The sequence below is a fragment of the Mesorhizobium sp. L-8-3 genome (assembly GCF_016756615.1).
In the GTDB taxonomy this organism is placed as follows: domain Bacteria; phylum Pseudomonadota; class Alphaproteobacteria; order Rhizobiales; family Rhizobiaceae.
In genome coordinates this window covers 4,576,406-4,601,379 of the sequence record NZ_AP023262.1, presented here as the reverse complement: position 1 = coordinate 4,601,379, position 24,974 = coordinate 4,576,406, and the positions used below count along the sequence as shown (strand labels likewise).

The window sequence follows — 24,974 nt, the reverse complement described above, 5'->3', positions numbered from 1 at the left end:
CACGATGGGCGTCTCCGACATCAACGACGTCGAAAGGCTGAAACGCATCAACGAAGCGTTGATGTCGCGCGTCGAGCGCTCGATGGACCAGCAGGGCAACGCCTTCTCGCTGTTCCAGACCGCGATCAACCTCGAGAACCGCATCAGGACGCGGACCGAGGAACTGCGCGCGACCCTGCGCCGGCTGGAGCAGTCGAATGTCGATCTCGTCGCGGCGAAGGAGAGCGCCGAGCAGGCCAACATCTCCAAGACCCGCTTCCTGGCGGCGGCGAGCCACGACGTGCTGCAGCCTCTCAATGCCGCGCACCTGTCGATCTCGGCCCTGGCCGACCTGCAGACCACCGAGGAGGGCCGCAAGCTGGTACGGCAGGTCGAGCGCTCGCTCGACACGATGGACGACCTGCTCCGGACGCTGCTCGACATTTCCAGGCTCGATGCCGGGGTGGTCAGCCCCGACATAGGCGACGTCGCGCTCGAGCCGCTGTTCGTCGCGCTGACGTCGGATTTCCAGCCTCTCGCCGACAAGAAGGGATTGCGGCTGCGCTTCCGCCCGACCAGCGCCGTCGTCCGCTCCGACCGGACCCTCCTGCGGCGAATCCTCCAGAACATCATATCCAACGCAATCCGCTACACGCGCCAGGGCGGCGTGCTGGTCGGCGTGCGGCTGCGCGGGTCGACCATACGGATCGACATCGCCGACACCGGGTGCGGCATCGCCGAGCATGAGCGCGAGGCGGTGTTCGAGGAGTTCCATCGCGGCGTGATGCCCCGCCATCGCGACCTCTCGGCCGGCGGCCTCGGGCTCGGCCTGTCGATCGTGCGGCGCATGGTTGGCGCGTTGGGCCACCGGCTTACCTTCACGTCGCAGGTCGGGCGCGGCACGGTGTTCCGGTTGGAGGTCCCGCCCGGAGCAGCGGCGATGGCGGAGACCCCGGCCACGGCGGAGCCCGACAGGCCACGCGGATACGGTCTGTTCGGTACCAAGGTTCTGCTCGTCGAGGACGACGACGCCGTCCTGGAAGCCACCAAGGCGCTGCTGCAGCGCTGGCAATGCGAGGTCCGAACCGCCACCTCGACCGATAGCGCCCTCGATGCGCTGGGCGACACGGAATGGGTGCCTGATATCATCATCGCCGATCAACATCTCGACCACGGCGATTTCGGCACGGAGACCATCAATGAGGCGCGCGCCTATCTGCAGCGAGCCGTGCCGGCGCTCGTCGTAACGGCGGACGCGTCCGAGGAACTGCAGCTCGCCACCAGGGGCCTGAGCATCGAACTGATGCGCAAGCCCGTCAAGCCTGCGCAACTGCGTGCGCTGCTGGCCCACCTGCTCGCCTGAGCAGGCTCATCCAGGCAACCTCATGACAGTTGCCGGCGCGCCTCGCCGGGACCACTTGCTTTCGCGCTACCGCATCGGCCCGAAAGTCGTAATCGACTTTCGGAAAGCACGATGCGGCCACTTTGAAGTAGCAGAGCGTCCTTTGCGCGTCCAAGTGGACGCGCGGCGCTCTGGCGGGCGTGGGCCACTCGGTCGCGCTCCAACGATCGATATCATCGGCCGTTGGTATCTTGTTCAATCCTGTTCAGGTTGCTATCTTTGCTCTCATTGAGAGCATTGGAGGCATGTCAATGGCCGGCAATTTGCATGTCCGTAACCTCGACGACGAACTGATCGCGAAACTCAAGATTCGCGCCGCCCGCCATGGCCGGTCTGCAGAAGCCGAACATCGCGAGATTCTAAGGCAGGCGCTTGCAGCTGAGGTCGACCCTACATTCGACGATCTGGCCGCTCAATTGCGCAAGCTCACAGCCTCCCGCAAACAGACCCCTTCGGAGGTGCTGCTGCGCGAAGGACGTGATGAGCGGTGATGGAAACACTCATCATCGACGCCAGCATTGCGGTCAAATGGGTTGTGGAGGAAGACGGGACGGAAGCGGCGATCGCAATGCGATCAAGATTCCGCTTTGCCGCACCTGATTTGCTTGTCGCTGAGTGTTCAAATATTCTCTGGAAGAAAATCCAGCGCGGCAATCTGACGAAAGAGGAAGCTGTCATGGCTGGCCGCCTCCTCGAACGTTCGGACGTCGAATTGCTTCCAATGCGGGGCATTTTGGAGCAGGCAACTACACTCGCCATCGAACTTGACCATCCGGCATACGATTGCGTCTATTTGGCACTCGCTCATCAGCGGCAACAGCGGTTCGTGACAGCTGATCAACGGCTGTTGCGGGTAATCGCCAGCAAAGCATCCGACAATCTGGCAGAGCTCTGCATCGCACTTGATCAAGTCCACGGCGAGAGCCGCTGAACCTATCTGCCCACGCGGATCTGATCGTTCCAACGTTCCCGATCCAGTGCAAGACGCTCGAAACCGGCGGGCCATTTGCCTGCGAATCCAGCGGCAAGTAGATGCCTGCCTTCCAAATACCGAGCTAAAGAACCAGCTATCGCTCAGAACGCGGCCGTGTCCCGGAACAGATCCGCATTGTCGAGCTTCGACACCTCGATCACGGCCTGGGTGCGGCTATAGACGTTGAGCTTGCGCAGGATCTCGGAGACATGCGCCTTCACGGTCGTCTCCCCGACCTGCAGCTCATAGGCGATCTGCTTGTTGAGCATGCCCTGCTTCAGCATCTGCAGCACACGCAGTTGCTGCGGCGTCAGTTTGGACAGCCGCCGCACCATTTCGGCGCGGTCGGACCTGTCGGCGTCGGGCGCCTGGCCATCATAGTTCTCCGGCACGTAGATGGCGCCTTCCATGACGTCACGGATCGCCTGGGCGAGTTCGTCCTTGCGCACGGATTTCGGGATGAAGCCCGCAGCCCCGTAGGACAGCGCCTCGGATATGATGCGCGGTTCCTCATGGCCCGAGACGACCACGACGGGAAGCCGCGGATGGCGGGTGCGCAACTGCAGCAGGCCTTCGAAGCCCTGCACGCCGGGCATGCTGAGATCGAGCAGCGCAAGGTCGAAGGGTATCGGGCTGCCGAGCAGATCGAGCGCCTCCTCGACGCTGCGCGCCTCGACCGTATCGACGTCGGGGTAGGCCATGCGCACGGCGCTGTGCAGCGCCTCCCGGAACAGCGGGTGGTCGTCGATAATCAGGAAACGAACCGTTTCGCCGCCCATGGCTGCAACCTCTGCACTTCGTCCCGAAGGGCCCCCGGCGCCTCTATCGGCCCCATGCGGGTCGGGCTTCCGGGCCTCATCCATGCCGCTTGTCCGGCGAGCTTAACCGACGCGGCTGGGCGCGCTAATTGGCCAATAGTACAGTTTCCGTGATTGTCGCGCCCGCCCCGCAACATATCGCATCGAGCCTGGGGGTGACCACATCTTTCCACGGTCTTGCGAGATGAACGGGCAACCGCGCCACGGCTGCACCGGTCACGTCGATGCAGCACCGCTGCAGTCTTCCTGGCCTCGCGCGCGGCGGCACGCGGCAAGACGGTCGTGACAGATGCGTCAGGGCTTCACCCAGGCGCCGTTCCTGGCCGATGATTTCACGCAAGCCTCGACGAAGGCCACGCCTTCGACGCCGTCCTGGACGGTCGGATAGATGACCTCCTTGTGAACCCTGCCGCCCTTCTTGCGCGCCGCACGGATGGCGCGGGCAGCCTCCGCATAGATGTTGGCGAAACCTTCGAGATAGCCTTCCGGATGGCCCGACGGCACACGGGTCACGCGACCGGCGGCCGGTCCGGCGCCCGCGCCGGCGCGCGTGATCAACTGCTTCGGCTGGCCGAACGGCGTGAACCATAGATAATTGGGATCGGCCTGCACCCATTCGAGGCCGCCCTTGCTGCCATAGACGCGCAGCTTCAACCCGTTCTCATGACCGACAGCCACCTGGCTCGCCCAGATCATGCCCTTGGCGCCCTTGCCGCTGCCCTTCGCCGCCGGCTTGAAGCGCAGCATCACATGGGCGTTGTCGTCGAGCTGGCGCCCCGGCACGAAGGCATCGAGATCGGCCGCAAGGCTGTCGAGCTCGAGCCCTGTCACGAACCGCAGCAGATTGTAGGCGTGGGTGCCGATGTCGCCCGTCGAGCCGCCCGCGCCCGATCGCTTGGGGTCCGTTCGCCAGGCTGCCTGTTTCTGGCCGGTCGCCTCGAGGTTCTCCGTCAGCCAATCCTGCGGATATTCCGCCTGGACGACACGGATCTCGCCGAGCTGGCCTTTCTGGACCATCTCGCGCGCCTGCCGCACCATCGGATAACCGGTGTAGTTGTGGGTGAGCACGAAGAGCTTGCCGCTCTTCTCGACAAGGGCGGCGAGCTTTTTCGCGTCGGCGAGCGTCGAGGTCAGCGGCTTGTCGCAGATGACATGGATGCCGGCCTCCAGGAAGGCCTTGGCCGCCGGCCAGTGCATGTGGTTCGGCGTGACGATCGCCACCGCCTCGATGCCGTCGGGGCGCTTCGCCTCGGCCTTCGCCATTTCCTGGAAGGAGCCATAGCTGCGGACCGGGTCGAGCCCGAGTTCGGCGGCAGACGCCCTGGCCCGCTCGGGATCAGACGACAGCGCGCCGGCGACCAGTTCGAACTCGCCGTCCATGCGCGCGGCGATGCGATGCACACCGCCGATGAAGGCGCCTTGACCTCCGCCCACCATGCCGTAGCGGATCGGTCCTTGCGCGCGTTCCGCCCTGCCCTCGATCGCCATGCCAGTTTCCTCCTCTCCGTTTGTTCTCGCCGCTTCCGCTCGCTCCGTCAGATTCCCATCATCGCCCGCAGCAGCTTCTTGTCCGTCTTGCCGCCGGCGAAGTCGTCGAAGGCCCGCTCCGTCACCCTGATGATGTGGCTCTGGATGAAGGGTGCGCCCTCGGCGGCGCCGTCTTCCGGGTGCTTCAGGCAGCATTCCCATTCCAGGACCGCCCAGGAATCGTAGTCATATTGGGCGAGCTTGGAGAAGATGCCGGTGAAATCGACCTGGCCGTCGCCGAGCGAACGGAACCGGCCTGCCCGGTTCACCCAGCCCTGATAGCCGGAATAGACGCCTTGCCGCCCATCGGGGTTGAACTCGGCATCCTTCACATGGAAGGCCTTGATGCGCTCGTGATAGATATCGATGAAGGCGAGATAGTCGAGCTGCTGCAGCAGGAAGTGCGAGGGGTCATAGTTGATGTTGGCCCTGGCGTGGCCGCCGACCGCGTCGAGGAACATCTCGAATGTCGCGCCGTCGAACACGTCCTCGCCCGGGTGAAGCTCATAACCGATGTCCACGCCAGCGTCCTCATAAGCGTCGAGGATCGGTTTCCACCGCTTGCCGAGCTCGCCGAACGCCTCCTCGATCAGCCCCGCGGGGCGCTGCGGCCACGGATAGAGGTAGGGGAAAGCCAGCGCGCCGGAGAATGAGACGGATGCCGTCAGCCCGAGATTCCGCGACGCCTTGGCGCCGAGCTTCATCTGGTCGACCGCCCATTTCTGCCGGGCCTTGGGATTGTTGTGCACCGAGGCGGGCGCGAAACCGTCATACTGGCTGTCATAGGCCGGATGGGTGGCGACGAGTTGGCCCTGGAGATGGGTCGACAACTCCGTCACCTCGACGCCGTTTTCGGCGCAGATGCCCTTGACCTCGTCGCAATAGGTTTTGGAAGAGGCCGCCTTGGCCAGATCGAACAGCCGCCCGTCCCAGGTCGGGATCTGCACGCCCTTGTAGCCGAGGTCGCCGGCCCATTTGGTGATGCTCTTCAGCGAGTTGAACGGGGCGGCGTCGCCAGCGAACTGCGCGAGAAATATGCCGGGGCCCTTCATTGTCCTGGGCATGACTGTCCTCCCTCCTTGCTCGGAAATCGCGTTGCGCAATCGATTACATTTCCCGAAGCATTCGACAACCGGTCACCGACGACTGTCCCAAGCAACGGGACGTTTCGCGCCGGCCCCTTCACCAGGTTCGCGATCCGGAGCCCGGGCGCTCGTCGACAGGCGTGTCGCAGAAATCAACCAGGCACCGGTTGCTTCGGAAGGTGGAGCCGGCGGCCCACCCGCCGCCGGCTCCTCCTCACCCCCGGCATCGCAGTCCGCCTGCCGGAGCGTCGGCGGCAACGAACCCTCTCCATTTCTGGTAATACCAAATTTGCGAAAACCGTCAAGGGGAGCAGAATTGCGCGCCTTCGGGTCGGGTCAACTCGGAAGGAAAAATTTTATAAGTGATTTCAAAGCGATAAATTGATCGCGGAGACCTCTGATGCGACTTCTTGCGGCTTCCCCGGAAATGGGCTAGAAAACGATCCGCACCCAATTGGTCTAACCAGTTTGAGGAGAAGGCTGGACTGACCTGGGGAGGAAGCCGGCACGCCCTCACTGGACGCGTTGGCGGCAGTGAATTCTGGGAAGAGGAAAGGCCATGCATCTTTCGACGCACAACTGGATGCGCGCGGAGCCGCTCGAGACGACGCTCCGGAGGATCAAGAAGTTCGGCTACGAGAGCATCGAGATCTCGGGCGAACCGACGCAATACGACACCACGGAGACCCGCCGCCTGCTCAAGGAGCACGGCATCCGCTGCTGGGGCGCGGTCACGCTGACGCTCGGTGAGCGCAACCTCGCCGCCAAGGACGAGGGCCAGCGCGCCCGTTCCGTCGACTACGTCAAGAGCGTGCTGACCATGGTCAGCGAACTGGACGGCGAGATCGTCACGCTGGTGCCGGCCACCGTGGGCAAGGTCGTGCCCGACGGCACCGAGGCCGAGGAATGGAAGTGGGTGGTGGACGCCACACGGGAATGCTTCGCCCACGCCAGGAAGGTCGGCGTGAGGATCGCGGTGGAGCCGCTCAATCGTTTTGAGACCTATCTGTTCAACCGCGCCGCGCAGGCCCTGGCGCTCGCCGATGCTATCAGCCCCGAATGCGGCGTCTGCCTCGACGCCTTCCATCTCAACATCGAGGAAGAGGACATGTATGAGGCGATCCGGCTCGCCGGGAAACGCCTCTTCGACTTCCATGTCGCCGACAACAACCGATTCGCCTGCGGACTCGGCCAACTCGATTGGGCCAGGATCGTCGGCACGCTCAAGGAGATCGGTTATGACGGCGCCCTCACCAACGAGTTCGTCGCGCCGGTCGACCGCACGCCGGCCGCCAAATACAAGAACATGGTGGAGCGCAACCCGGTCGACATCTCGCCCGAGCAGTTGAAGTTCATCCAGGACCACGGCTCCAGCGTGCTCACCGAGGAGTTCTATTCCGACCAGATGCGCATCACGGCTGAGACGATCCTGCCGCTGATCGGCAAGCAGCATCTGATGAGCAAGTAGAGACGGCCCGGATTGGTTGGGACAGGGATCCTTCTCTTCCGGGCAATCCCCGGCAAAACCGTGAAGCGCTTGGCGTCCGGAACAGCTCTGGAGGGGAAGGGCAAGGGTGAGCATGCGCATCGGCCGAGTTGAAGCCTGGTGGGTCCGGATACCCATCGAGAAGAGCCGCCAGCATCGCAGCGACTTCGGTCGGATCGCGACCTTCGACGCCGCGATCCTGCGCATCGAGACGGCGGACGGCATCGTCGGCTGGGGCGAGGGCAAGAACGCGGCCGGCAGCGCCGGCAGCTACGGCGCCCTCGTCCATATGCTGAACCACGAGATCGGGCCGCAGCTCATCGGCCGCGACCCGCGCGACATCGCCGTCATCTGGGAGATGCTCTACAACGGCGTGCGCCACGAAAGCGCGGCCTTGACGGGCCATTCCATGCCGCAACTCGCGCGGCGCGGCCTGACGACGGCAGCCATCAGCGCGGTAGACATTGCGCTATGGGACATCTTCGGCAAGTTGTTGGGCGAGCCTGTGTGGCGCCTGCTCGGCGGCAGGAAGCGGGATCGCCTGCCGGCCTATGCCTCGGGGGGCTGGGCGAGCGCCGAGACGATCGGTGCGCAGCTGCGATCCTATATCGACGAGGGCGGCTTCAAGGCGGTGAAGATGCGCGTCGGCGCCATGGACGGCGCACCCAATATCTCCGCCGCGCGCGTGCAGGCCGCGCGAGAGGCGCTGGGCCCCGATATAGAAATCATGGTCGATGCCCACGGCACCTATACGGTCGCCGAGGCCAAGCGCTTCGCGCATCTGGTGGCCGACTGCGATCTGGCCTGGTTCGAGGAGCCCGTCATCGCCGACGACAAGCCCGGCATGGCCGAGTTGCGCGCCTCGACCTCGATCCCCATCGCTACCGGCGAGAGCGAGGCCACGCGCTTCGCTTTCCGCGACCTCGCCGTGCTGAAGGCCGCCGACATCTTCCAGCCGGACCCCGCCTTTTGCGGCGGCATCAGCGAGGCTGTCAGAATCGCAACCCTGGCCAGCGCGTTCAACCTGCGCTTCGCGCCGCATCTGTGGGCGGGCGCGCCCTGCTTCCATGCGGGGCTGCATGTCTGCGCGGCGGCGGCGTCGAGCTTCGTCATCGAATATTCGCTCGGCGCCAACCCGATGATCCACGACCTGATCGAGGAAACGATTGACTTGAAGGAGGGTATGATCGCAATACCCGACCGCCCCGGCCTCGGTTTCACGATCTCCGAGAGCTTCCTGGAGGCCCATATCGTAAAGCCCTGACGATGACTGAAAAGAACCTGCTCGCCGAACTCGCGTCCCACCTGTTTTCCTGCTCGGACGAGCATACCGGCCGCACGCCTTCCGAGCGCGAGCTGGCCGAGCATTTTTCGGTCAGCCGCGGCCAGATCCGCGAGGCGCTCGCCATATTGGAGGCCATGCGCATCGTCGAGCGGCGCGCGAAATCGGGCATCTACCTGACCCGGCACCAGGCGAGCGTGGAGGCTCTGGCGCTGTTCGCCAGGGCCGGTCTGCCGCTCGATCCCGTGCAGATCTACGAGGCCGTCGAGCTGCGCAAGATCCATGAGATCAAGGCCGCCGAACTTGCCTGCAGCCGGGCGACGGAGGAGAATTATGAAAGGCTGCGCGAGATCCTTCGGGAGTCCGAGGAGAAGATCGCCGCCGGCGAATCGATCCACAAGCAAGACAAGGAATTCCACCTGGAGATCGTGCGCGCCACGAAGAACAGCGTCTTCCACCAGGTCTGCAGCCTCTATTATGTAATGGGCGAGGGTCGCCTTCCGATCTATTTCAGCGACCCGGAGCGCAGCCGCCGCTCTCATGCCGACCATCTCCAGATCTTCGATGCGCTGCTGCGCCGCGACGGCAACCTGGCCCAGGCGCTGATGAGCGCGCATCTGCAGGGTGCGGAAAGCTATTGGAAAGGCCTGATCGAAAGCCGCGAGGCCGACGAAGCCGAAGCCTCGCGGCTACAGGATGCGTAAACGGGCGAAAATACTCTCGACACATACGCTCCATCCGCGGGCGACGGCAATGCTGACCGGCGCCGGCGACCTGGTGGTTGCTTCCGCACTCGACCCGCAGACCCTGATCCGCGAAGCATCCGACGTCGACATCGTGATCGTGCGCGCGCCTCTTCCCGCGGCCCTGTTCGCTGCCGCGACCGGCTTGCGGGCAGCCATCCGGCACGGCGCGGGGCTCGACATGATCCCGGTCGAGGCAGCGACGGAGGCGGGCGTGCTGGTCGCCAATGTGCCGGGTGTGAACGCCCGCTCCGTGGCGGAGCACGTCTTTTTCGTGACGCTCGCTTTGCTCAGGCGCTTCCGCGTGATGGACACCGACCTTCGGGGCCGAGGCTGGCTTGCTGGCCGCGCCCATTCCGACCATACCAACGAGCTGGCGGGCCGCACGATGGGCATCGTCGGCCTGGGCAATGTCGGCCGCAACGTCATGCGCATCGCCCGCGACGGTTTCGGGCTGCGTGTCGTTGCCGCCAGCCGCAGTTCTTCGAGAGATCTGCCCGACGACGTCACGATCCTCGGTATCGACGAACTCGTCGCGGAAAGCGACGTCCTCGTGATCTGCTGCCCGCTGACCCCGGAGACGACCGGACTGCTCAACCGTGACCGGATCGGCCGGATGAAGCCTGATGCTCTCGTTGTCAATGTCGCGCGCGGTGCCGTCATCGAGGACGCCGCGCTGATCGCATCCCTGCGCGAAGGCCGCATCGGCGGGGCAGCACTCGATGTTTTCGTGACGCAGCCTTTGCCGGCCGACCATGCCTATTTCTCTTTCCCGAATGTGATCGTCACGCCGCACATGGCAGGCATCACCGAGGAAAGCATGATGCGCATGGGAACGGGCGCGGCCGGCGAGGCGATCCGCGTTCTATCCGGCCGGTTGCCGGTCAATCTGCGCAATCCGGACGCCTTGGAGCGCTACCGCAGGCGATTTCCCTCTCCGGCCTGAATGCTCGCGCGTCGACGCCTCGTCGCTCGCGCGAAAAAACTTCAACGCCCTTGTCGATTTCTGCGCTCCCCGCTCGACGTTCTCTCAGCACGAGGCAAAAGATGGGCGAAGCCCAGCGGAATTCGTGCCGGACATGAAGAAGCGAAGAGGAGACAGAGATGCGTGTGATGGTCATCATCAAGGCGGACAAGGATTCCGAGGCCGGCGTCATGCCGGGCGAAGACGTCCTGACGGCCATGGGCAATTTCAACGAGGAACTGGTCAAGGCCGGCATCATGCTCGCCGCCGAAGGGCTGCATCCGAGTGTGCGAGGCAAGCGCATCCACCTCGGTGCGAGCAGCCCCAAGGTGATCGACGGCCCGTTCGCGGAAACCAAGGAGCTGATCGCCGGCTTCTGGCTGTGGAAGGTCAAGTCGATGGAAGAAGCCGTGGATTGGGCCAAGCGTATTCCCAATCCGCGCCGCGCCGAAGCGACCATCGAGATCCGCCAGGTGGGCGAGGACGACGATTTCGGCGAAGCTTTCACGCCCGAATTGCGCGAGCAGGAGGCAAGGCTGCGCGCCGGGGCCGAACAGAACGCCCGCAAAGGCTGACGCCGCCGGACCAAGCAAGGAGACGAGACATGCGCTTCATGATGCTTATGATCCCCAAGGGATATGAGACCGCGGCTCCGGGCACTGTGCCCGATGACGTCGAACGCGTCGACGCCATGATGAAATACAATGAGGAACTGCATAAGGCCGGCGTCCTGCTCGCGCTCGACGGGTTGCACCCGCCGTCCATGGGCGCGCGCGTATCGTTTGCAGGCGGCACGCCCAAGGTGACGGACGGTCCCTACAGCGAGGCCAAGGAAGTGGTCGGCGGCTACTGGATCATCCAGGCGAAATCGCGCGAGGAGGCCATCGAATGGGCCAAACGCTGCCCCGGGGCCGACAACGAGGTCATCGAGGTCCGCCAGGTGCACGAGCTGTCCGACTATCCGGAGGACGTGCAAGCCGTCGCGAGCGGGCTGACGGCGATGCAGGCGCCTTCGCAGCGGTGAAGCCGGGAGGGAGGAACCGATGCGCTTCATGATTTACCGTCCGGCCGACCTTGCGAAAGCCGGAGGCCGGCGTGCCGCCCCGCGATCGGGGCGGCAAGACGGCCTTAAGTTCTCTCCCATAGGCTTCGCGCGGGCCGCAAGAGGCGGGCGGGGCGCATGGACGAGCGGCAGCGGACTTTCAAGATTGTCCTAATCGGGCTCTGCATCGCCCATTTCCTGGCCTTCTGCGCCTCAAGATACGCCGAGACGGCAGGCATCACCGGCCTGCTCTATCCCAACGGAACACCCGTCGGCGGCGACTTCATCAATCTGTGGGCGGCGGGCCGGCTCGTCCTGTCCGGCGCCTTTTCGGACATATATGACGTGGACCGGTTCATGGCCTATGAGCGCGGCTTCACCGGCGCCGCCATCGGCGTGCGTCTCTGGGCGTATCCGCCGCATTCGCTGCTCTTCGCCTGGCCGATCGGCCTTTTCGGTTTCTATGCCGCTTTGGCGCTCTGGTCGGTGGCAGGCCTGGCCGTGCTCCAAATCGGCGCCCGCCGCTTCGGATTTGACAGGCTCGAGACCGCCGCCATCCTGATGTCGCCCGCGACCGTGCTCAATCTCTATTCCGGCCAGAGCGGCAGCCTGGCGACCGGCCTCCTGCTTGTCGCGCTCTCGCCACGCAAGGGGGGCGGAGCCCTGTCGGCCGGCGCCGCGGCGCTCCTTACGATCAAGCCGCAGGCCGGCTTCCTGCTGCCTCTGCTGTGGGCCTTCCAGCGGCGATGGCTCCTCATCATGTGCACCGCGCTCGCCGCCATCGCCCTGGCGGCGAGCGCGACCGCGTTCTTCGGTCTCGACGTCTGGCGCGGCTACCTGGCCGACACGCTGCCCGCCCTCAGCCGTCTCGAGCGCGAAGGCAGCGGCCCCTTCACGACGATGATCCCCTCGCTGTTCATGGCGCTGCGCATCGTCACAGACGATGCCGACCTCGCTTCCGCCGGGCATCTGGCCTTCGCCCTGTCGGTTGCCCTGGTGCTCGTCCTAAGGCTTCGACAGACGGACGATCCCGTGAGGCAGAGCTCGCTTTTGCTTATCGCAACCGTGTTGATGACGCCTTATATCCACAACTACGATCTGGCTATTCTGGCCTGCGGTACGTTGCTGGTGGCGCGTCGCGCAGACGTGACCGCCGCCTCTCCCCTCCTGGTCCGCACCCTTGTGGTGACCGCCTGGCTCCTGCCCCAGCTCGTGGTGACATTCAACGTTCTGGGCCTGCCGGTCTCGCCGCTGCTCGTCCTGCCCCTGCTGTTCCTTGCATAGACTCCCGGACCGGACGAGCGACCGCCGCCGCCTGCCGCACGGGTTGCGCCGGCGCCGTAGAATGCTCTAATCGGCCTCATGATGGCCGACATCAATCGCACCATAGACGCGGTCTGGAGGATCGAGCAGGCGAAGCTGATCGCCGGGCTCGCCCGCATCGTGCGCGATGTGGGGCTCGCCGAGGAACTCGCGCAGGATGCGCTGGTCTCTGCGCTGGCGCAGTGGCCGCGGCAGGGCATTCCCCGCAACCCAGGCGCATGGCTCATGGCCGCCGCCAGGAACCGCGCGTTCGACCATCTTCGCCGCAAGAAGATGCTCGCGCGCAAGCACGAGCAGATCGCGCAGGAACTCGAGGACGAACAGGCAGCGACACCGGATTTCGACGCCGCGCTCGACGACCATATCGGTGACAATCTGCTCAGCCTGATCTTCACCGCCTGCCATCCGCTGCTCTCGCCAGAGGCCCGGGCAGCGCTGACCTTGCGCCTCATGGGCGGGCTGACCACCGACGAGATCGCTAGGGCGTTTCTCATCTCGGAGCCCACGGTCGCCCAGCGTATCGTGCGCGCCAAGCATACGCTTGCCGATGCCGGCGTGCCCTTCGAGGTGCCGCGTGGGGCGGAGCTCGCCGGGCGGCTGTCATCGGTGCTCGAAGTGATCTACCTCATCTTCAACGAGGGCTACGCAGCCACGGCGGGTGACGATTGGATAAGGCCACAGCTCAGTGAAGAGGCGCTTAGGCTGGGCCGCATTTTGGCCGAGCTTGCGCCTGGGGAAGCCGAGGTCCACGGCCTTGTCGCGCTCATGGAGATCCAGGCCTCGCGTTTTGCCGCGCGCACCGGCCCGGCGGGCGAGCCGGTGCTGCTGCTCGACCAGAACCGCGCGCGCTGGGACCAGTTGCTCATCCGTCGTGGTCTCGCAGCCCTCGCCCGCGCCGAGGCGCACGGCGGCGTGCGCGGCCCCTATCTGCTCCAGGCCGAGATCGCCGCGTGCCACGCGCGGGCCCGCACCGCAGCCGAGACCGACTGGCACAGGATCGCGGCCCTCTACGCGGCACTGGTGCAGATCGTGCCCTCACCCGTGGTCGAGCTCAATCGCGCCGTCGCCATCGGCATGGCCTTCGGCCCGGCAGCCGGGCTTGAAATCGCCGATACGCTGGCCGAGGAACCCTCGCTGAAATCCTACCATCTCCTGCCCAGCGTGCGCGGCGACCTGCTGTTCAAGATGGGGCGGCTGGCCGCGGCCAAGGTCGAGTTCGAACGCGCCGCTGCGATGACCCGCAACGCGCGCGAGCGCGCGCTGCTCCTGGAGCGTGGGGCCGCCTGCGGATAGGCGCGCTCCGAGGCAATTGCGGTCGAGACTGTCCCGGCATTGCTGAAACCGGTCAGCGGCATGCCTGTGTGGAAACCGCAAAAGTGGCTCCGGCAAAGGGCACGGCCGTTCGCGAATGGAGAGTCAATTGCCAAGTTGGCGCGACTCGCAGGATTGCCCGGTCACAGGCGCATGCGACTGCGATGCCTTTCCGTTGTGCTGCTTGCAATGCGGTCGGGACTTCCAGCGGACTTCCAGGAATAGTGTTGACATCGCCCATTACATCCAGCGACTCTTGCAACCGTCCAGGCAGCGCGCGAAAGCTTCACCCGTTCGCAATGGCGATGGGCAGCGATGTCGCGGCGGGAAATGTGTGGCTCAAGGGAGGAACACATGGCCGAGAGAATTCTCGTCCTGCTCGGAACGAAGAAAGGCGTCTTCATCGCCGAGAGCGACGCCGAGCGCAGATCATGGAAGCTGCGCGGACCGTTCTGCGAGCATTGGCCGATGAACCATGTGGTGGGCGACCCCGAGACCGGCACGATCTATGGCGGCGGCGGCAACGAATGGTTCGGCCCGGCTGTCTGGAAATCCGATGATTTCGGGGAGAGTTGGACCCATTCCAGCGCCGGCCTCGCATACGAAGCCGGTGTGGAGCCGGTGAAGGCGGTGTGGAGCCTGCACAGGCACAATGGCAGCCTCCTGGCCGGCGTGCAGCCGGCCGGCCTATTCCGCAGCGACGACGGCGGCGAGAACTGGCGACATCTCGAAGGCCTGCAGAAGCATCCGTCGCGGCCCGAATGGACCCCGGGCGGCGCCGGCCTGATCCTTCATTCCCTGGTGGTCGACCCCGAGGACGAAGACCGCATCTGGATCGGTATCTCGGCAGCCGGCGTGTTCCACACGCAGGACGGCGGCAAGACCTGGGAGCCGCGCAATCGCGGAACCAGGGCCGACTTCCTGCCCGAAGGCCAGAACTATCCCGAATTCGGCCAGTGCGTGCACAATCTGGTCATGGCCCCGGGTGGTTCCGGCCGCCTCTATCAGCAGAACCATTGCGGCATGTATCGCAGCGACGACGGCGGTGCATCATGGCGCAGCATCGAGAAAGGCCTGCCCTCGACCTTCGGCTTTCCCGCGGCCACCCACCCGCGCGATCCCGACACGGTCTTTCTTCTGCCGCTCAACGGGGATACGGCAGGCCGCTACGTGCCCGACGCAAAAGGCGCGGTGTGGCGCAGCCGGGACGGCGGCGAGACATGGCAGGATCTGCGCAAGGGCCTGCCCCAGAAGAACGCCTATTTCGGCGTGTTGCGGCAAGCCATGGCAACCGACCGCCTCGACCCGGCCGGGGTCTATTTCGGCACCAGTTCGGGAGCATTGTTCGTGAGCGCGGACGAAGGCGAGAGCTGGACGGCCGTGGCCGAGCATCTTCCGACGGTGCTTTCGGTGGAAACTCTTGTCCTCGACCAATGAATTGCCGCCCGGATCCGCGCCGATGAGGAGCGAACAGATACCAGACGCTGCGCCGGCGGTGGTGGCGCGCCTGCCCGGGCTGCTCGTCGATCTCTTTCCGGGCGCTCCGCGCCGGGTCGAGGTGACAGCGGAGACCGTCGGGCAAATGATCGAGGCGCTCGACGCCCGCTGGCCCGGCATGCGCGACCGGCTCTGCGATTCGCGGCCGGCGATCCGCAAGCATATCAACGTCTTCGTCGACGGAGAGCGTGCGACGCTCGAAACCAGGCTTCCCCCGGGACAGGAGGTTTTCATCCTCACGGCGATAAGCGGTGGTTAGCCCGGGATCACGATACGAAGCTTGGACATCGCCGACCGCCTGACCCAGACCATTTGATGGGCTCGGCAACGGCCCTGCCCCACCAGAGGCGAACTGTGGACGACTGCCCGTGGGTGCCCTGCGTCACCGGGACCGAACAGCCTCATCGCTGGAGATGCCGGCACGCCTTTCGCCGAAGATCGCCCTTTCCAGGGGCACGGCCAGTGAATCGGCATAAGAAACGGCGAGATGCTGGCGGTCGCGATATGTGAGCTTGCCGTCGATCACAGCCGGACAGTTGCTGTCGTCACAAAGCATTTCAGATGTATCGACATAGCGCACCCCGTTCACGCCGGCGACCGCGGCTTTCTCGGTTTCGTGGATCCCCTGGTCCAGCGCTTCTGCACGGGGCGTGTCGCAGGCCGAGGACGGCCTTCTCTGCCACAGGGCGCGTGCGACGCATTTGCCGAGGTCCGTCTTGTGGAGCGGCACGTCGCGCAACAGCACCACATCGGTGCCGGCCTGACGCAGCGTACCGAGCGAGGATTTGACGCCTTCGGCCCAGCTCTCCTGGTCGACCGGATGATAGAACTGCGTCTCGACGGCGTTCTGCGCATAATGCTGCGAGAACTGCGAGACGACGACGATCGCCGGCTTGAGCGAGACGATTTCCCGCATGGCCCGCTCGCGCCAGCGATCGCATTCGTCGAATTTCCGCTTCAGGCTTGCACTCCAAACCGGAACCCTGGCCATGGGACAGGCACCCTTGAGATAGGCGACCAGCCGCCAACCTCTATCCTTCGCGATCCTGGCGAGGGGCGTCGACCAATGGTCGGCGTGGGAATCGCCGAACAACACCATGGTTCTGTGGGATCGGGCAGCGCCCAGATCGCAGGGAAAGGGTTCGTCGGTCTCCAGCCTCGCCACGCAGGAATCATCTGCTTCGCGCGCCACCGATTTCCGCTCCGCGCTTTCACGAACGAAACGCTGCTGGTCGTCGACATTGCGGCCGGAGAGATCCGCGCTTCCATAGGCGACCGTGACCCCTATGGTCGTGATCAGGGCGGCAAAGCCGAGCGACCGGCCGCTCCCGGCGGACAGCCACGGGCTGTGGCGTATCGGATTCTCCACCAGACGATAGCTCAGGGCCGAAAGCGCCACTGTCAGCGCCAGACAGGCGAAACGGTCGACGGCCGTCAGGTCCGGTTTGAGGATCGTCGCATAGACGATCACCGGCCAGTGCCAGAGGTAGAGAGAATAGGAAAGCCGACCGACCCACTGGAAAAGCTCATTGCCCAGGAGGCCCGCTGCCCCTACCCTGCTGCGGCGCGCCGTGCCCAGAAGCACCAGCACGGTTCCGGCCACGGGCAGCAGCGCCGCGAATCCTGGAAAGGCCCCGTCCTCCGTCAGGATCAGATATGCCGTAGCTATCAGGGCGAGGCCCGTCCAGGCGAGCGCGGGCGAAAAACGAAAGCCCTCAGCCCACCGTTGTGTCACAGCCAGTGAAGCGAGACCGCCCGCGGCGAATTCCCATGCGCGCAACGGCGAGAAATAGAAGGCCCAGGGCTGGGCTACCTCGGTGAGCCAGGCGCAGAACCCGAATGAGATTGCACCCGCAATGGCCATGAGGGTCGCCGTGCCACGCGGTCCTGGCCGCAGCCAGGCAAGGAGCAGGAGAAGCGCCGGCCATGCCAGATAGAACTGCTCCTCGACCGACAACGACCAGTAGTGCAGGAAGGGATTGTCGGCGACATCGGGCGCGAAATAGTCGAACGACCATCGGATCAGCCAAAGGTTGATCACATAGGCCGAGGCGAACAGGGCGCCCTTTGAATAGAGCTGATGCTCGGACGGCGCGAGGATGAAATAGCCGACAAGCAGCGTTGCCAGGATGACCAGCAGCGAAGCGGGAAGCAGGCGACGCGCACGACGGGCATAGAAGCGCCAGAGATCGACCGTGCCCCGCTCGGCGATTTCCCGCTGAAGATGGCTGGTGATCAGATAACCTGAGATGACGAAGAAGATATCGACGCCTGCGAAGCCGCCGGAGAGCTCGGTCAGGCCGAAATGGAAAGCCACGACGCCGGTGACTGCGATCGCGCGCAGCCCCTCGATCTCGGGCCGGAACGATTGCGGGGCAGTCAGGTCTTTCAATGTTCATCGCTCCGGCTTTTGGCCAGAAGCGCTGAACCAGAAGTCTGGAACGGCGCTCCAACTTGTTGTTCATGCACCGGAATTGGCCGAAGAGCGGTTTCGGCCCGGTACTTCGCAGAGCTCCGGGGAGCGGCGGGCAGGTTTGCTGCAAACGCCGGCGCGCGCAATGCAACAAGTTTGATGCGGCGCAACATCAAGTGAGCGGCGAGCCCCCGCCCCCGCATCGACAGGCAATGCGGGGACGCCATGAAGCATCGTCGACGAAGACCTCAGCCCATGCCGATCTTGCGGAACCGATCGACCTCGACGCTCGGCTCGAAATCCTCGAGCTCGAACATCTGGCGGATCTCGATGCTGCCGTCCGCCGTGCCCGGATTGGGGAAGCGGCTGGCCCATTCGACGGCCTCGTCCCTGCAGCCCACCTTGATGATCGTATAGCCGGCGATCAGTTCCTTGGTTTCCGCGAACGGCCCGTCGATCGTCTTGCGCTTGCCGCCGGACCATTGAATGCGCCAGCCCCTGGCGCTCGGATGAAGGCCGTTGCCGTCGACGAGCACGCCGGCCTTCGCCATCTCCTCGTGATATTCCGCCATGGCGTCGAACACCTCCTGCGGCGGCATGACGCCCGCCTCGGAATCCTTGCTCGCCTTCACGATGATCATGTATCGCATTGCCGATCTCCCTTACGTTTTGGAACCGCCCCGGACAGGGGGGCTACCGGGACGTCGAGCCGGTAGGGGAAGAATCGACATTTGCCGCCCAACTTTCTGGCGAATCTCAGCCGAGGCGGCGCTACCGGCTCTGACGACCGGCGAAGCACCGGATCGACATCTCGACAAGAATCTTTTTTCGGGAACGCCAGCCGCGGCTCAGGCGCGGTGGCGCAGGCTGACCCCGGTGCCACGATCGAACAGAACCACCTTGTCCTGGTTCCAGGCAAAACGGACCGCGTCCTCTATGGCGACCTTCACATTGGCCGGCACGGTAGCCCGCAGCGTGGCGTCACCCACACGCAGCGTCACGATCTTCTCCACGCCGTGGTTCTCGACGTCGTGGACAAACCCCTCCACCGGCGCGCCGGCCTCGATAAGGATATCCTCCGGCCGGATGCCGAAGGTCAGCGGCCTGTCGTCGGCAGGCGCTGCGCTGGCCTTGCCGGCATAGGGCAGTTCGAAGGCGACGGGCGCAACCACCGCGCGCCCCCCGGTGAGCCGGCCGTCGAGCAAATTCATCGGCGGCGAGCCGACGAAGCTCGCCACGAAGGTATCGCGCGGGTTGGTATAGATTTCCTGCGGCGTCCCGGTCTGGACGAGGCGGCCATGGTTGAGCACGCCAACCTTGTCGCCCATCGACATGGCCTCGATCTGGTCATGGGTGACGAACAGGAAGGTCGCTCCGAGGTTCATCTGGAGGTTCTTCAGTTCGGTGCGCAACGCTTCGCGCAGCTTGGCATCGAGCGCCGACAGCGGCTCGTCCATGAGGAAAACCCGCGGCTTCCTGACAATCGCCCGGCCGATCGACACGCGCTGCATCTCGCCGCCCGACAGCCTGTCGGTCTTGCGGTCCAGGAGATGCTCGATGCGCAGCGTTCTTGCGGCGCGGGCGACGCGTTCGGCGATCTCGGCATCGGGCACCCGGCGGATCTTCGACTTGAGGGGGAATTCGAGATTCTGGCGAACGGTGTAGCGGGGATAGAGCGAATATTGCTGCAGCACCAGCGCAACGTCGCGTTCGGCCGCACCCCAGCCGCCGACATCGATGCCGTCGATGAAGATATTGCCTTCGGTCGGCTTCTCCAGTCCGGCTATCAGACGGAGCGTGGTCGTCTTGCCGGCGCCGGTTTCGCCCAGAAGCACGAAGAACTCGCCGTCGGCTATGTCGAGATCGAGCCTGGCCAGTGCCGTGTGCGAGCCAAACTTCTTGGTGACCTTTCGTAGTTCGATATTGGCCATGGTCAGAACGCCTTCGCGATAATTCCTGCCGTCAGTTGACCCCCCATCCGACCTCGCTTCGCGAGGCCACCTTCTCCCACAAGGGGAGAAGGCCGGCGCCTGGCCCTGCCGGCTCCGCAAGTCACCCGACATTGACTATTGGCCGAGAAGCAGGCTGCAAGCGTTCCCTTCTCCCCCTGTGGGAGAAGGTGGCCTCGCGAAGCGAGGTCGGATGAGGGGTAAGCCGTCACAACCTCACCCCAAGTGAATTGCCGCTTTCCTTGTCGAAGAAATGCGCCTGTGAGGGATCGATGCGGGCGAAGACGCGGTCGCCCGCACGGGCGACGTAGCCGCTGCGCGTGCGCGCCCGCAGCATCTGGTCGCCCACCTTGAGGTCTACGATGTCGTAGGCCCCGAGCGGTTCGATGATGTGCGCCTCGACCGGCAGAAAGCCTTCCCGCGCCTCATGGTCGACCAGCACGCCTTCCGGCCGGATGCCGAGCGACACTCCGCCTGATGCGGCCTTGCCGTTGAGCTTGCCCAGGAGCTCGCGCGGAAACGCAAACCCTTCGGGCTCGCCGGCGACGATGACGCGCGCAGAGCCACCCGACTCCGAAACGGTCGCGTCGGCAACATTCATCACGGGACTGCCGACGAACCCCGCGACGAACAGATTGGCCGGGCGCGAATAGACTTCTTCCGGCGATCCGATCTGCTGCAGCACGCCTTCATGCATGATGACGATCCGGTCGGCGAGCGCCATGGCCTCGATCTGGTCGTGGGTGACGTAGATCGTGGTCGAGCCCTGCTTCAGGTGCAGGCGTTTGATTTCGGTGCGCATCTCCTCGCGCAGCTTGGCGTCGAGGGCTCCGATCGGCTCGTCCATAAGCATCGCCTTGGGCCGGCGGACCAGCGCGCGACCGATCGCCACCCGCTGCATGTCGCCGCCCGACAGCGCCGACGGCTTCCGGTCGAGCAGGTTCGTGATGCGCAGCACCTTGGCGATCTCGCGCACTTCCTTGTCGACCTCCGTACGGTTCATGCGCGTCGCGCGCAGCGGGAAGGCGATGTTCTCGTAGACGGTCATGTGCGGATAGAGCGAGAAGGACTGGAACACCATTGCGATGTCCCGGTCCGAGCATTTGAGATGCTGCACCGCCTGGCCGTCGATGAGGATGTCGCCCTCATCGATCGTCTCAAGCCCCGCGATGGCGCGCAGCGTCGTCGTCTTGCCGCAACCCGACTGGCCGAGCAGCACAATGAACTCGTTGTCCTCGATCTTGAGGTCGAGGTTCTTGATGACCTGGACGGCGCCGAAGTATTTCTGGACGCCGCGAAGCTCGATCTGGGTCATGAGTTGCCCCCATGCCGGCGGCCCTCATGGTGGTCGGAGACGTCGAAGACGCCGTCGATGCTTTCCTTGTCGCTCTGCGGTTTGCCGAACCAGCCGGTGAACAGAAAGGTCAGAAGTCCGATCAGGATTATGGTCACTCCGTAGCGGTGGAGGAAGAGGTTCCAGGGCTGGCAGAGCGCGACGATGCCGAGCACCATCACGATCTCCGCGATACGCTGAAGCTTGGCGCTGCCGATCATTTGCGGATCGCTCCGAAGGACATGCCGCGCAGCAGGTGGTTGCGAAGCAGGAAGGTGAAGATCGCGACCGGTAGCAGGAAGAGGAACGTACCGGCGGCGATCACCGTCCAGTCCGGCAGGCCCGAGCCGACCTGGCTGGGGATGAAGGGCGGCGCGGTCTGGGCGCGGCGGTTGGTCATGATCAGCGCGAAGGCATATTCGTTCCACGCGGTGATGAAGCAGAAGACGGCGGTGGCCGCGATGCCGGTTGCGGCTTCGGGAATGACGATCTTGAAGAATGCCTCCATGCGCGTGTAGCCGTCCACGAGTGCTGCTTCCTCATACTCCTTCGGGATCTCGTCGATGAAGCCCTTCATCAACCAGACCGAGAAGGAGAGGTTGAACGCCGTATAGAGGATGATCAGGCCCCAATGCGTGTCGTTGAGGCCAACGGCGCGATACATCAGGAACATCGGGATCGCCACCACCACGGGCGGCAGCATGCGCGTCGACAATATGAAGAAGAGCAGATCCGCCTCGCCCTTCACCCGGAAGCGGGAGAAACCGTAGGCGGTGATCGTGCCCATGGACACGGCGAGAACGGTCGAGGTGATGGCGATGATTAGCGAGTTCATGAAGCGGCTCGGATAGGCCGACCACTGAACATTGCCTTTGCCGTCGCGGACGACCTTCTCGCCGCCGTCGAACACCATGCGTTCCCACCACGGCGCCGCTGCGTATTCCTCGGGCGTCGGCGGCGCGCGCAGTTGCGAGCGCTTGGTGAAGAGTTTTACGAAGGGCGACACTTCCGGCGTAAAGACGATCGTCGGCGGAATGGTTGTCGACAGGTTGCGCGGTTTGAACGACGTCGACACGATCCAGTAGATCGGCGCGAGAAAGATCAGCGTGATAACGACAACCGCGACGACGGCGACACGGTTCAGCGCCCTTTCGCCGGATGTCTTGACGGCGGCCATCTCAGCGTTCCTTCACCTTGTTGAGGTACTTCACGTAGATATTGGTGATCGCCAGGATCATGATCAGCACGATGTAGGCGAGCGCGCAGGAGCGCCCCGTCTGCCATTCCTGGAAGGCCATCTTGTAGAGCCGGATCGAGATCACCTCGGTGGTCGGCTGGCTGGTCAGGATGTAGGCGAGGTCAAAGGTCTTGAACGCCTCCATGGTGCGAAAGATGATCGCGATCATCAGGATCGGCGCGACCAGCGGCAGCGTGATGCGGAAGAAGGTGTAGAAAGTGCCGGCGCGGTCGATTGCCGCGGCCTCGTAGAGGTGCTTCGGCACGGCCGAGAGCCCTGCGAGCGACAGCAGCATCACAAAGGGCGACCACATCCATATGTCGGTGATGGCCACCGCATAGAGCGCCATGTCCGGGTTGGACAGCCACTCGAACGTGCCAAGCCTCAGCACGTGGTTGATTATGCCGAAGGACGGGTCGTAGAGCAGCTTCCAGAACAGGCCGACGACGGCCATGGAGAGCATCATCGGCAAGAGAAGCAGCGTGGTGATCAGACCCTTGAAGGGGATGTCGCGGTTGAGGAGCAGCGCCACGCCGAAGCCGACGATCACCTGGCCGACGACCGAGACGATGACGTATTTCGCAGTGATGGCGAAGTTCGACCAGATGAAGGGGTCGTTGAGCAGCTCGCGATAGTTCTGCAACCCGACGAAATTCGCGGCCGCCGGAGACGAGGCGCGGAAGTCGGTGAAGGAATAGCCGAGCGAATACATCAGCGGGAAGATGTTGAAGACGATCAGGAAGAGGATCGTCGGGATGATGAAGAGATTGCGGATCGTGATGTCGCTCAAGCCGCGGGAGGCGGCGCGCGATTTCGGATCCAGCGTTGCTATGACTGCGGTGGCCAAGGCCGGTTCCTTCCCCGTACTCTGATTCTCGACCGCTGAAAAAAGATCGGAGGGGACGGGCGCGCCCCCTCCGATCTCAGACCGCGCCTACTGCATGCGGTTGTACTTCTTGAAAGTGGCGTTCCAGTCGGCGGCGAGCGCGTCGAGCGTTTCCTTCGCCGTGCCCTGGTTGCCGGTGACGTATGGATAGACCCGCTGGTTCATCTGGATCAGCAGCTCCGCATATTCCGGCGTCGCCCAGAAGTCCTTCACCTTGAACATGGTGTCGTAGAAGGCCTTGTTGTACGGCGTCGCGTTCTGGAACTCGGCGCTCTCGAGCACCGCCTTGTTGCAGGTGTAGCCGCCGAGCTCGGCCCACTTCTTCTGCGTCTCGTCCTTGACGAACCATTCGAGGAACTTGAAGGCCTCTTCCTGGTTCTCCGAATAGCTCACGATCGAGATGCCCTGTCCGCCAAGCGCGGCAAACTGGTCGCCGTTCGGCCCGGCCGGATTGGCGAAGAAGCCGGTGTTCTTGGCGTTCGGGTTCGACGCCTCGTTCACCAGCGCCGGGAAGAACGCGAAGTAGTTCATGCTCATCGCGGCCAGGTTTTCGGTGATCGCCTGGTTGTCCTCGATGAAGAAGCTCTTGGCCCAGCCCGGAGGCGTGAAGCCGTAGAGTTCCTTGTAGAGCTCGAGCGCCTTGACGTTCTGCTCGGAGTTGATGATGCCGTCGACCTTGTAGGTCGCGTAATCGCCAAGCTCGCCACCATAGGAGAAGATGGCGTTCTCGACGCCCATCACCAGCGCATCATAGGAGTTGTCGGTGTAGATGGCGATGCCGTAGCGTTTTTCGTCCGGACGGTGGAAGAACTCGGCGATGTCACGCAATTGCTTGAAATCCTTCGGCGGAGCGAGGTCGTAGCCATATTTGGCCTTGAACGCCTCCATCTCCTTCGGATCTTCGAACCAGTCCTTGCGATAGGACCAGCCGACGGCGTCGCCCTCGGCAGGCACGGACCAGTATTTGCCGGAGGCGGCCGGATATTCGGCATAATATTTGACGGTGGCGGGCGCCATCGTCTCGGTCAGCTTGTGCTCGGCGAAGAACTGGCTGAGGTCGACATAGTGGCCGGCCTCCGAGGCGGCGCCGATCCATTGCGAGTCGCCGACGACCATATCGTAGGCACTGCCCCTGGCGTTGAATTCGGTGAAGGCCTTCGTCTGGAAGTCCGACCACGGCGTGGTCTCGACCGTGACCTTGACCCCGGTCTCCTTCTCATACTCGTTGGCGAGTTCCTGCAGGTAGTTGGCGGGATCCCATTCCGCCCAGAAGATGGTGAGTTCCTGCGCGAACGCGGACGTTCCGCAGGCAAGCGTGAACCCGATACCGGCAAGCATGCCGGTTATTGACCTGTGCATGATGACTTCCTCCCGTTTGCGCTTACCCTTCCTCGTCGTCCGCGCCCCGCGAGCAGGTCGCGGCGATTGCCTGCATGAGCAGACCTTCAACCATCCGGACGCCGGTCTCCTCCCCTGCGCTCCCCGAACGGTCCAGCCCTGAACAGGCGCCAGCGCACCCGCTTGGACTGCATTCTTTCCGTCTCAATCTGGTATTACCAATTGCTGATATCGGTCAAGCTGTTTTCTTGCCACTCCCGGTCACAACACGATCCGCGCCCTATGGACAAGCCGTTCATTTGCATAGTCTCGCATTTGCGAGATTGTGTAATCGTTTGCAGGCAAAGAACAGCTTTTGGGGTCACGCCACTCAGTCCAGAGAATTG

At 64.1% G+C, this 24,974-nt stretch carries 24 protein-coding genes; 13 read left to right on the top strand and 11 right to left on the bottom strand.

The annotated features are described in order from the left end of the window. The first annotated feature begins 4 nt into the window (after positions 1-4). From JN302_RS21285 to JN302_RS21275, 3 genes are all read left to right on the top strand, one after another. Positions 5-1,342 carry an ATP-binding response regulator gene (locus JN302_RS21285; protein ID WP_202304811.1) on the top strand — a complete coding sequence of 446 codons (1,338 nt, stop codon included), beginning with the start codon at positions 5-7 and terminating at the stop codon, positions 1,340-1,342. A gap of 290 nt (positions 1,343-1,632) precedes the next feature. Beyond that, complete coding sequence (locus tag JN302_RS21280) at positions 1,633-1,872, top strand: FitA-like ribbon-helix-helix domain-containing protein (RefSeq protein ID WP_202304810.1); 240 nt, start codon at positions 1,633-1,635, stop codon at positions 1,870-1,872. Then, positions 1,872-2,312: a type II toxin-antitoxin system VapC family toxin gene (locus tag JN302_RS21275; RefSeq protein ID WP_202328941.1), complete on the top strand. Its 441-nt coding sequence runs from the start codon at positions 1,872-1,874 to the stop codon at positions 2,310-2,312. The genes JN302_RS21280 and JN302_RS21275 overlap by 1 nt, the downstream gene beginning before the upstream one ends. A 143-nt stretch (positions 2,313-2,455) precedes the next feature. On the opposite strand, the gene JN302_RS21270 is transcribed toward JN302_RS21275, so the two are convergent. From JN302_RS21270 to JN302_RS21260, 3 genes are all read right to left on the bottom strand, one after another. Continuing rightward, positions 2,456-3,133 carry a response regulator gene (locus JN302_RS21270; RefSeq protein WP_202328940.1) on the bottom strand — a complete coding sequence of 226 codons (678 nt, stop codon included), beginning with the start codon at positions 3,131-3,133 and terminating at the stop codon, positions 2,456-2,458. A 333-nt stretch (positions 3,134-3,466) separates the two neighbouring features. Then, on the bottom strand, positions 3,467-4,660 hold the full coding sequence (locus JN302_RS21265; RefSeq protein ID WP_202328939.1) for a Gfo/Idh/MocA family protein: 1,194 nt from the start codon (positions 4,658-4,660) through the stop codon (positions 3,467-3,469). A gap of 47 nt (positions 4,661-4,707) precedes the next feature. After that, positions 4,708-5,763 (bottom strand): sugar phosphate isomerase/epimerase family protein, encoded by a 1,056-nt coding sequence (locus JN302_RS21260; protein WP_202304802.1) that lies wholly within the window; start codon positions 5,761-5,763, stop codon positions 4,708-4,710. A 580-nt stretch (positions 5,764-6,343) separates the two neighbouring features. Between JN302_RS21260 and JN302_RS21255 the strand changes: the two genes are divergently transcribed. From JN302_RS21255 to JN302_RS21210, 10 genes are all read left to right on the top strand, one after another. Further along, positions 6,344-7,252: a sugar phosphate isomerase/epimerase family protein gene (locus tag JN302_RS21255; protein ID WP_202304801.1), complete on the top strand. Its 909-nt coding sequence runs from the start codon at positions 6,344-6,346 to the stop codon at positions 7,250-7,252. A gap of 112 nt (positions 7,253-7,364) precedes the next feature. Further along, a complete protein-coding gene (locus JN302_RS21250) occupies positions 7,365-8,534 on the top strand; it encodes a mandelate racemase/muconate lactonizing enzyme family protein (protein ID WP_202314939.1) in 1,170 nt (389 codons plus the stop codon). A gap of 2 nt (positions 8,535-8,536) precedes the next feature. Continuing rightward, positions 8,537-9,256, top strand: coding sequence for a FadR/GntR family transcriptional regulator (locus JN302_RS21245; protein ID WP_202304800.1), 720 nt, complete (start codon positions 8,537-8,539; stop codon positions 9,254-9,256). Then, the gene (locus JN302_RS21240) at positions 9,249-10,241 is read left to right on the top strand and encodes an NAD(P)-dependent oxidoreductase (protein WP_202328938.1); all 993 of its coding nucleotides are present in this window, start codon (positions 9,249-9,251) and stop codon (positions 10,239-10,241) included. The genes JN302_RS21245 and JN302_RS21240 overlap by 8 nt, the downstream gene beginning before the upstream one ends. 158 nt (positions 10,242-10,399) lie before the next feature. After that, positions 10,400-10,834, top strand: coding sequence for a YciI family protein (locus tag JN302_RS21235; protein WP_202328937.1), 435 nt, complete (start codon positions 10,400-10,402; stop codon positions 10,832-10,834). Positions 10,835-10,863: 29 nt separating this feature from the next. Then, complete coding sequence (locus JN302_RS21230; protein ID WP_202304796.1) at positions 10,864-11,283, top strand: YciI family protein; 420 nt, start codon at positions 10,864-10,866, stop codon at positions 11,281-11,283. Positions 11,284-11,439: 156 nt separating this feature from the next. Continuing rightward, positions 11,440-12,585, top strand: coding sequence for a glycosyltransferase family 87 protein (locus JN302_RS21225; RefSeq protein WP_202328936.1), 1,146 nt, complete (start codon positions 11,440-11,442; stop codon positions 12,583-12,585). A gap of 78 nt (positions 12,586-12,663) precedes the next feature. Beyond that, entirely contained in the window at positions 12,664-13,917 is a 1,254-nt protein-coding gene (locus JN302_RS21220; protein ID WP_202328934.1) for an RNA polymerase sigma factor, read from the top strand. A 372-nt stretch (positions 13,918-14,289) separates the two neighbouring features. Then, entirely contained in the window at positions 14,290-15,372 is a 1,083-nt protein-coding gene (locus JN302_RS21215) for a WD40/YVTN/BNR-like repeat-containing protein (RefSeq protein WP_202328932.1), read from the top strand. 22 nt (positions 15,373-15,394) lie between these two features. Beyond that, the gene (locus tag JN302_RS21210) at positions 15,395-15,691 is read left to right on the top strand and encodes a MoaD/ThiS family protein (RefSeq protein ID WP_202304788.1); all 297 of its coding nucleotides are present in this window, start codon (positions 15,395-15,397) and stop codon (positions 15,689-15,691) included. Positions 15,692-15,814: 123 nt separating this feature from the next. Here JN302_RS21210 and JN302_RS21205 read toward each other — a convergent pair whose 3' ends face one another. The 8 genes from JN302_RS21205 to JN302_RS21170 all read right to left on the bottom strand — a co-directional run bounded on the left by JN302_RS21205 (position 15,815) and on the right by JN302_RS21170 (position 24,609). Continuing rightward, on the bottom strand, positions 15,815-17,824 hold the full coding sequence (locus tag JN302_RS21205) for an acyltransferase family protein (protein WP_244845801.1): 2,010 nt from the start codon (positions 17,822-17,824) through the stop codon (positions 15,815-15,817). Positions 17,825-18,093: 269 nt separating this feature from the next. Continuing rightward, the gene (locus tag JN302_RS21200; RefSeq protein ID WP_202328930.1) at positions 18,094-18,495 is read right to left on the bottom strand and encodes a YciI family protein; all 402 of its coding nucleotides are present in this window, start codon (positions 18,493-18,495) and stop codon (positions 18,094-18,096) included. A gap of 198 nt (positions 18,496-18,693) precedes the next feature. Next, a complete protein-coding gene (locus tag JN302_RS21195; RefSeq protein ID WP_202328929.1) occupies positions 18,694-19,776 on the bottom strand; it encodes an ABC transporter ATP-binding protein in 1,083 nt (360 codons plus the stop codon). A 226-nt stretch (positions 19,777-20,002) separates the two neighbouring features. After that, positions 20,003-21,109 carry an ABC transporter ATP-binding protein gene (locus tag JN302_RS21190; protein WP_202328928.1) on the bottom strand — a complete coding sequence of 369 codons (1,107 nt, stop codon included), beginning with the start codon at positions 21,107-21,109 and terminating at the stop codon, positions 20,003-20,005. After that, positions 21,106-21,348, bottom strand: coding sequence for a hypothetical protein (locus JN302_RS21185; protein ID WP_202334595.1), 243 nt, complete (start codon positions 21,346-21,348; stop codon positions 21,106-21,108). The genes JN302_RS21190 and JN302_RS21185 overlap by 4 nt, the downstream gene beginning before the upstream one ends. Then, on the bottom strand, positions 21,345-22,304 hold the full coding sequence (locus JN302_RS21180) for a carbohydrate ABC transporter permease (protein ID WP_202304782.1): 960 nt from the start codon (positions 22,302-22,304) through the stop codon (positions 21,345-21,347). The genes JN302_RS21185 and JN302_RS21180 overlap by 4 nt, the downstream gene beginning before the upstream one ends. Before the next feature lies 1 nt (position 22,305). Continuing rightward, positions 22,306-23,211 (bottom strand): carbohydrate ABC transporter permease, encoded by a 906-nt coding sequence (locus tag JN302_RS21175; RefSeq protein ID WP_202328927.1) that lies wholly within the window; start codon positions 23,209-23,211, stop codon positions 22,306-22,308. 87 nt (positions 23,212-23,298) lie between these two features. Beyond that, complete coding sequence (locus JN302_RS21170; RefSeq protein WP_202304778.1) at positions 23,299-24,609, bottom strand: ABC transporter substrate-binding protein; 1,311 nt, start codon at positions 24,607-24,609, stop codon at positions 23,299-23,301. Positions 24,610-24,974: the final 365 nt, after the last annotated feature.

Excerpts from the sequence above, each read along its gene's own strand:
- JN302_RS21285 (WP_202304811.1), top strand. The coding sequence starts at position 5 with ATGGGCGTCTCCGACATCAACGACGTCGAAAGGCTGAAACGCATCAAC.
- JN302_RS21280 (WP_202304810.1), top strand. The coding sequence starts at position 1,633 with ATGGCCGGCAATTTGCATGTCCGTAACCTCGACGACGAACTGATCGCG.
- JN302_RS21275 (WP_202328941.1), top strand. The coding sequence starts at position 1,872 with ATGGAAACACTCATCATCGACGCCAGCATTGCGGTCAAATGGGTTGTG.
- JN302_RS21270 (WP_202328940.1), bottom strand. The coding sequence starts at position 3,133 with ATGGGCGGCGAAACGGTTCGTTTCCTGATTATCGACGACCACCCGCTG.
- JN302_RS21265 (WP_202328939.1), bottom strand. The coding sequence starts at position 4,660 with ATGGCGATCGAGGGCAGGGCGGAACGCGCGCAAGGACCGATCCGCTAC.
- JN302_RS21260 (WP_202304802.1), bottom strand. The coding sequence starts at position 5,763 with ATGCCCAGGACAATGAAGGGCCCCGGCATATTTCTCGCGCAGTTCGCT.
- JN302_RS21255 (WP_202304801.1), top strand. The coding sequence starts at position 6,344 with ATGCATCTTTCGACGCACAACTGGATGCGCGCGGAGCCGCTCGAGACG.
- JN302_RS21250 (WP_202314939.1), top strand. The coding sequence starts at position 7,365 with ATGCGCATCGGCCGAGTTGAAGCCTGGTGGGTCCGGATACCCATCGAG.
- JN302_RS21245 (WP_202304800.1), top strand. The coding sequence starts at position 8,537 with ATGACTGAAAAGAACCTGCTCGCCGAACTCGCGTCCCACCTGTTTTCC.
- JN302_RS21240 (WP_202328938.1), top strand. The coding sequence starts at position 9,249 with ATGCGTAAACGGGCGAAAATACTCTCGACACATACGCTCCATCCGCGG.
- JN302_RS21235 (WP_202328937.1), top strand. The coding sequence starts at position 10,400 with ATGCGTGTGATGGTCATCATCAAGGCGGACAAGGATTCCGAGGCCGGC.
- JN302_RS21230 (WP_202304796.1), top strand. The coding sequence starts at position 10,864 with ATGCGCTTCATGATGCTTATGATCCCCAAGGGATATGAGACCGCGGCT.
- JN302_RS21225 (WP_202328936.1), top strand. The coding sequence starts at position 11,440 with ATGGACGAGCGGCAGCGGACTTTCAAGATTGTCCTAATCGGGCTCTGC.
- JN302_RS21220 (WP_202328934.1), top strand. The coding sequence starts at position 12,664 with ATGATGGCCGACATCAATCGCACCATAGACGCGGTCTGGAGGATCGAG.
- JN302_RS21215 (WP_202328932.1), top strand. The coding sequence starts at position 14,290 with ATGGCCGAGAGAATTCTCGTCCTGCTCGGAACGAAGAAAGGCGTCTTC.
- JN302_RS21210 (WP_202304788.1), top strand. The coding sequence starts at position 15,395 with ATGAGGAGCGAACAGATACCAGACGCTGCGCCGGCGGTGGTGGCGCGC.
- JN302_RS21200 (WP_202328930.1), bottom strand. The coding sequence starts at position 18,495 with ATGCGATACATGATCATCGTGAAGGCGAGCAAGGATTCCGAGGCGGGC.
- JN302_RS21195 (WP_202328929.1), bottom strand. The coding sequence starts at position 19,776 with ATGGCCAATATCGAACTACGAAAGGTCACCAAGAAGTTTGGCTCGCAC.
- JN302_RS21190 (WP_202328928.1), bottom strand. The coding sequence starts at position 21,109 with ATGACCCAGATCGAGCTTCGCGGCGTCCAGAAATACTTCGGCGCCGTC.
- JN302_RS21185 (WP_202334595.1), bottom strand. The coding sequence starts at position 21,348 with ATGATCGGCAGCGCCAAGCTTCAGCGTATCGCGGAGATCGTGATGGTG.
- JN302_RS21180 (WP_202304782.1), bottom strand. The coding sequence starts at position 22,304 with ATGGCCGCCGTCAAGACATCCGGCGAAAGGGCGCTGAACCGTGTCGCC.
- JN302_RS21170 (WP_202304778.1), bottom strand. The coding sequence starts at position 24,609 with ATGCACAGGTCAATAACCGGCATGCTTGCCGGTATCGGGTTCACGCTT.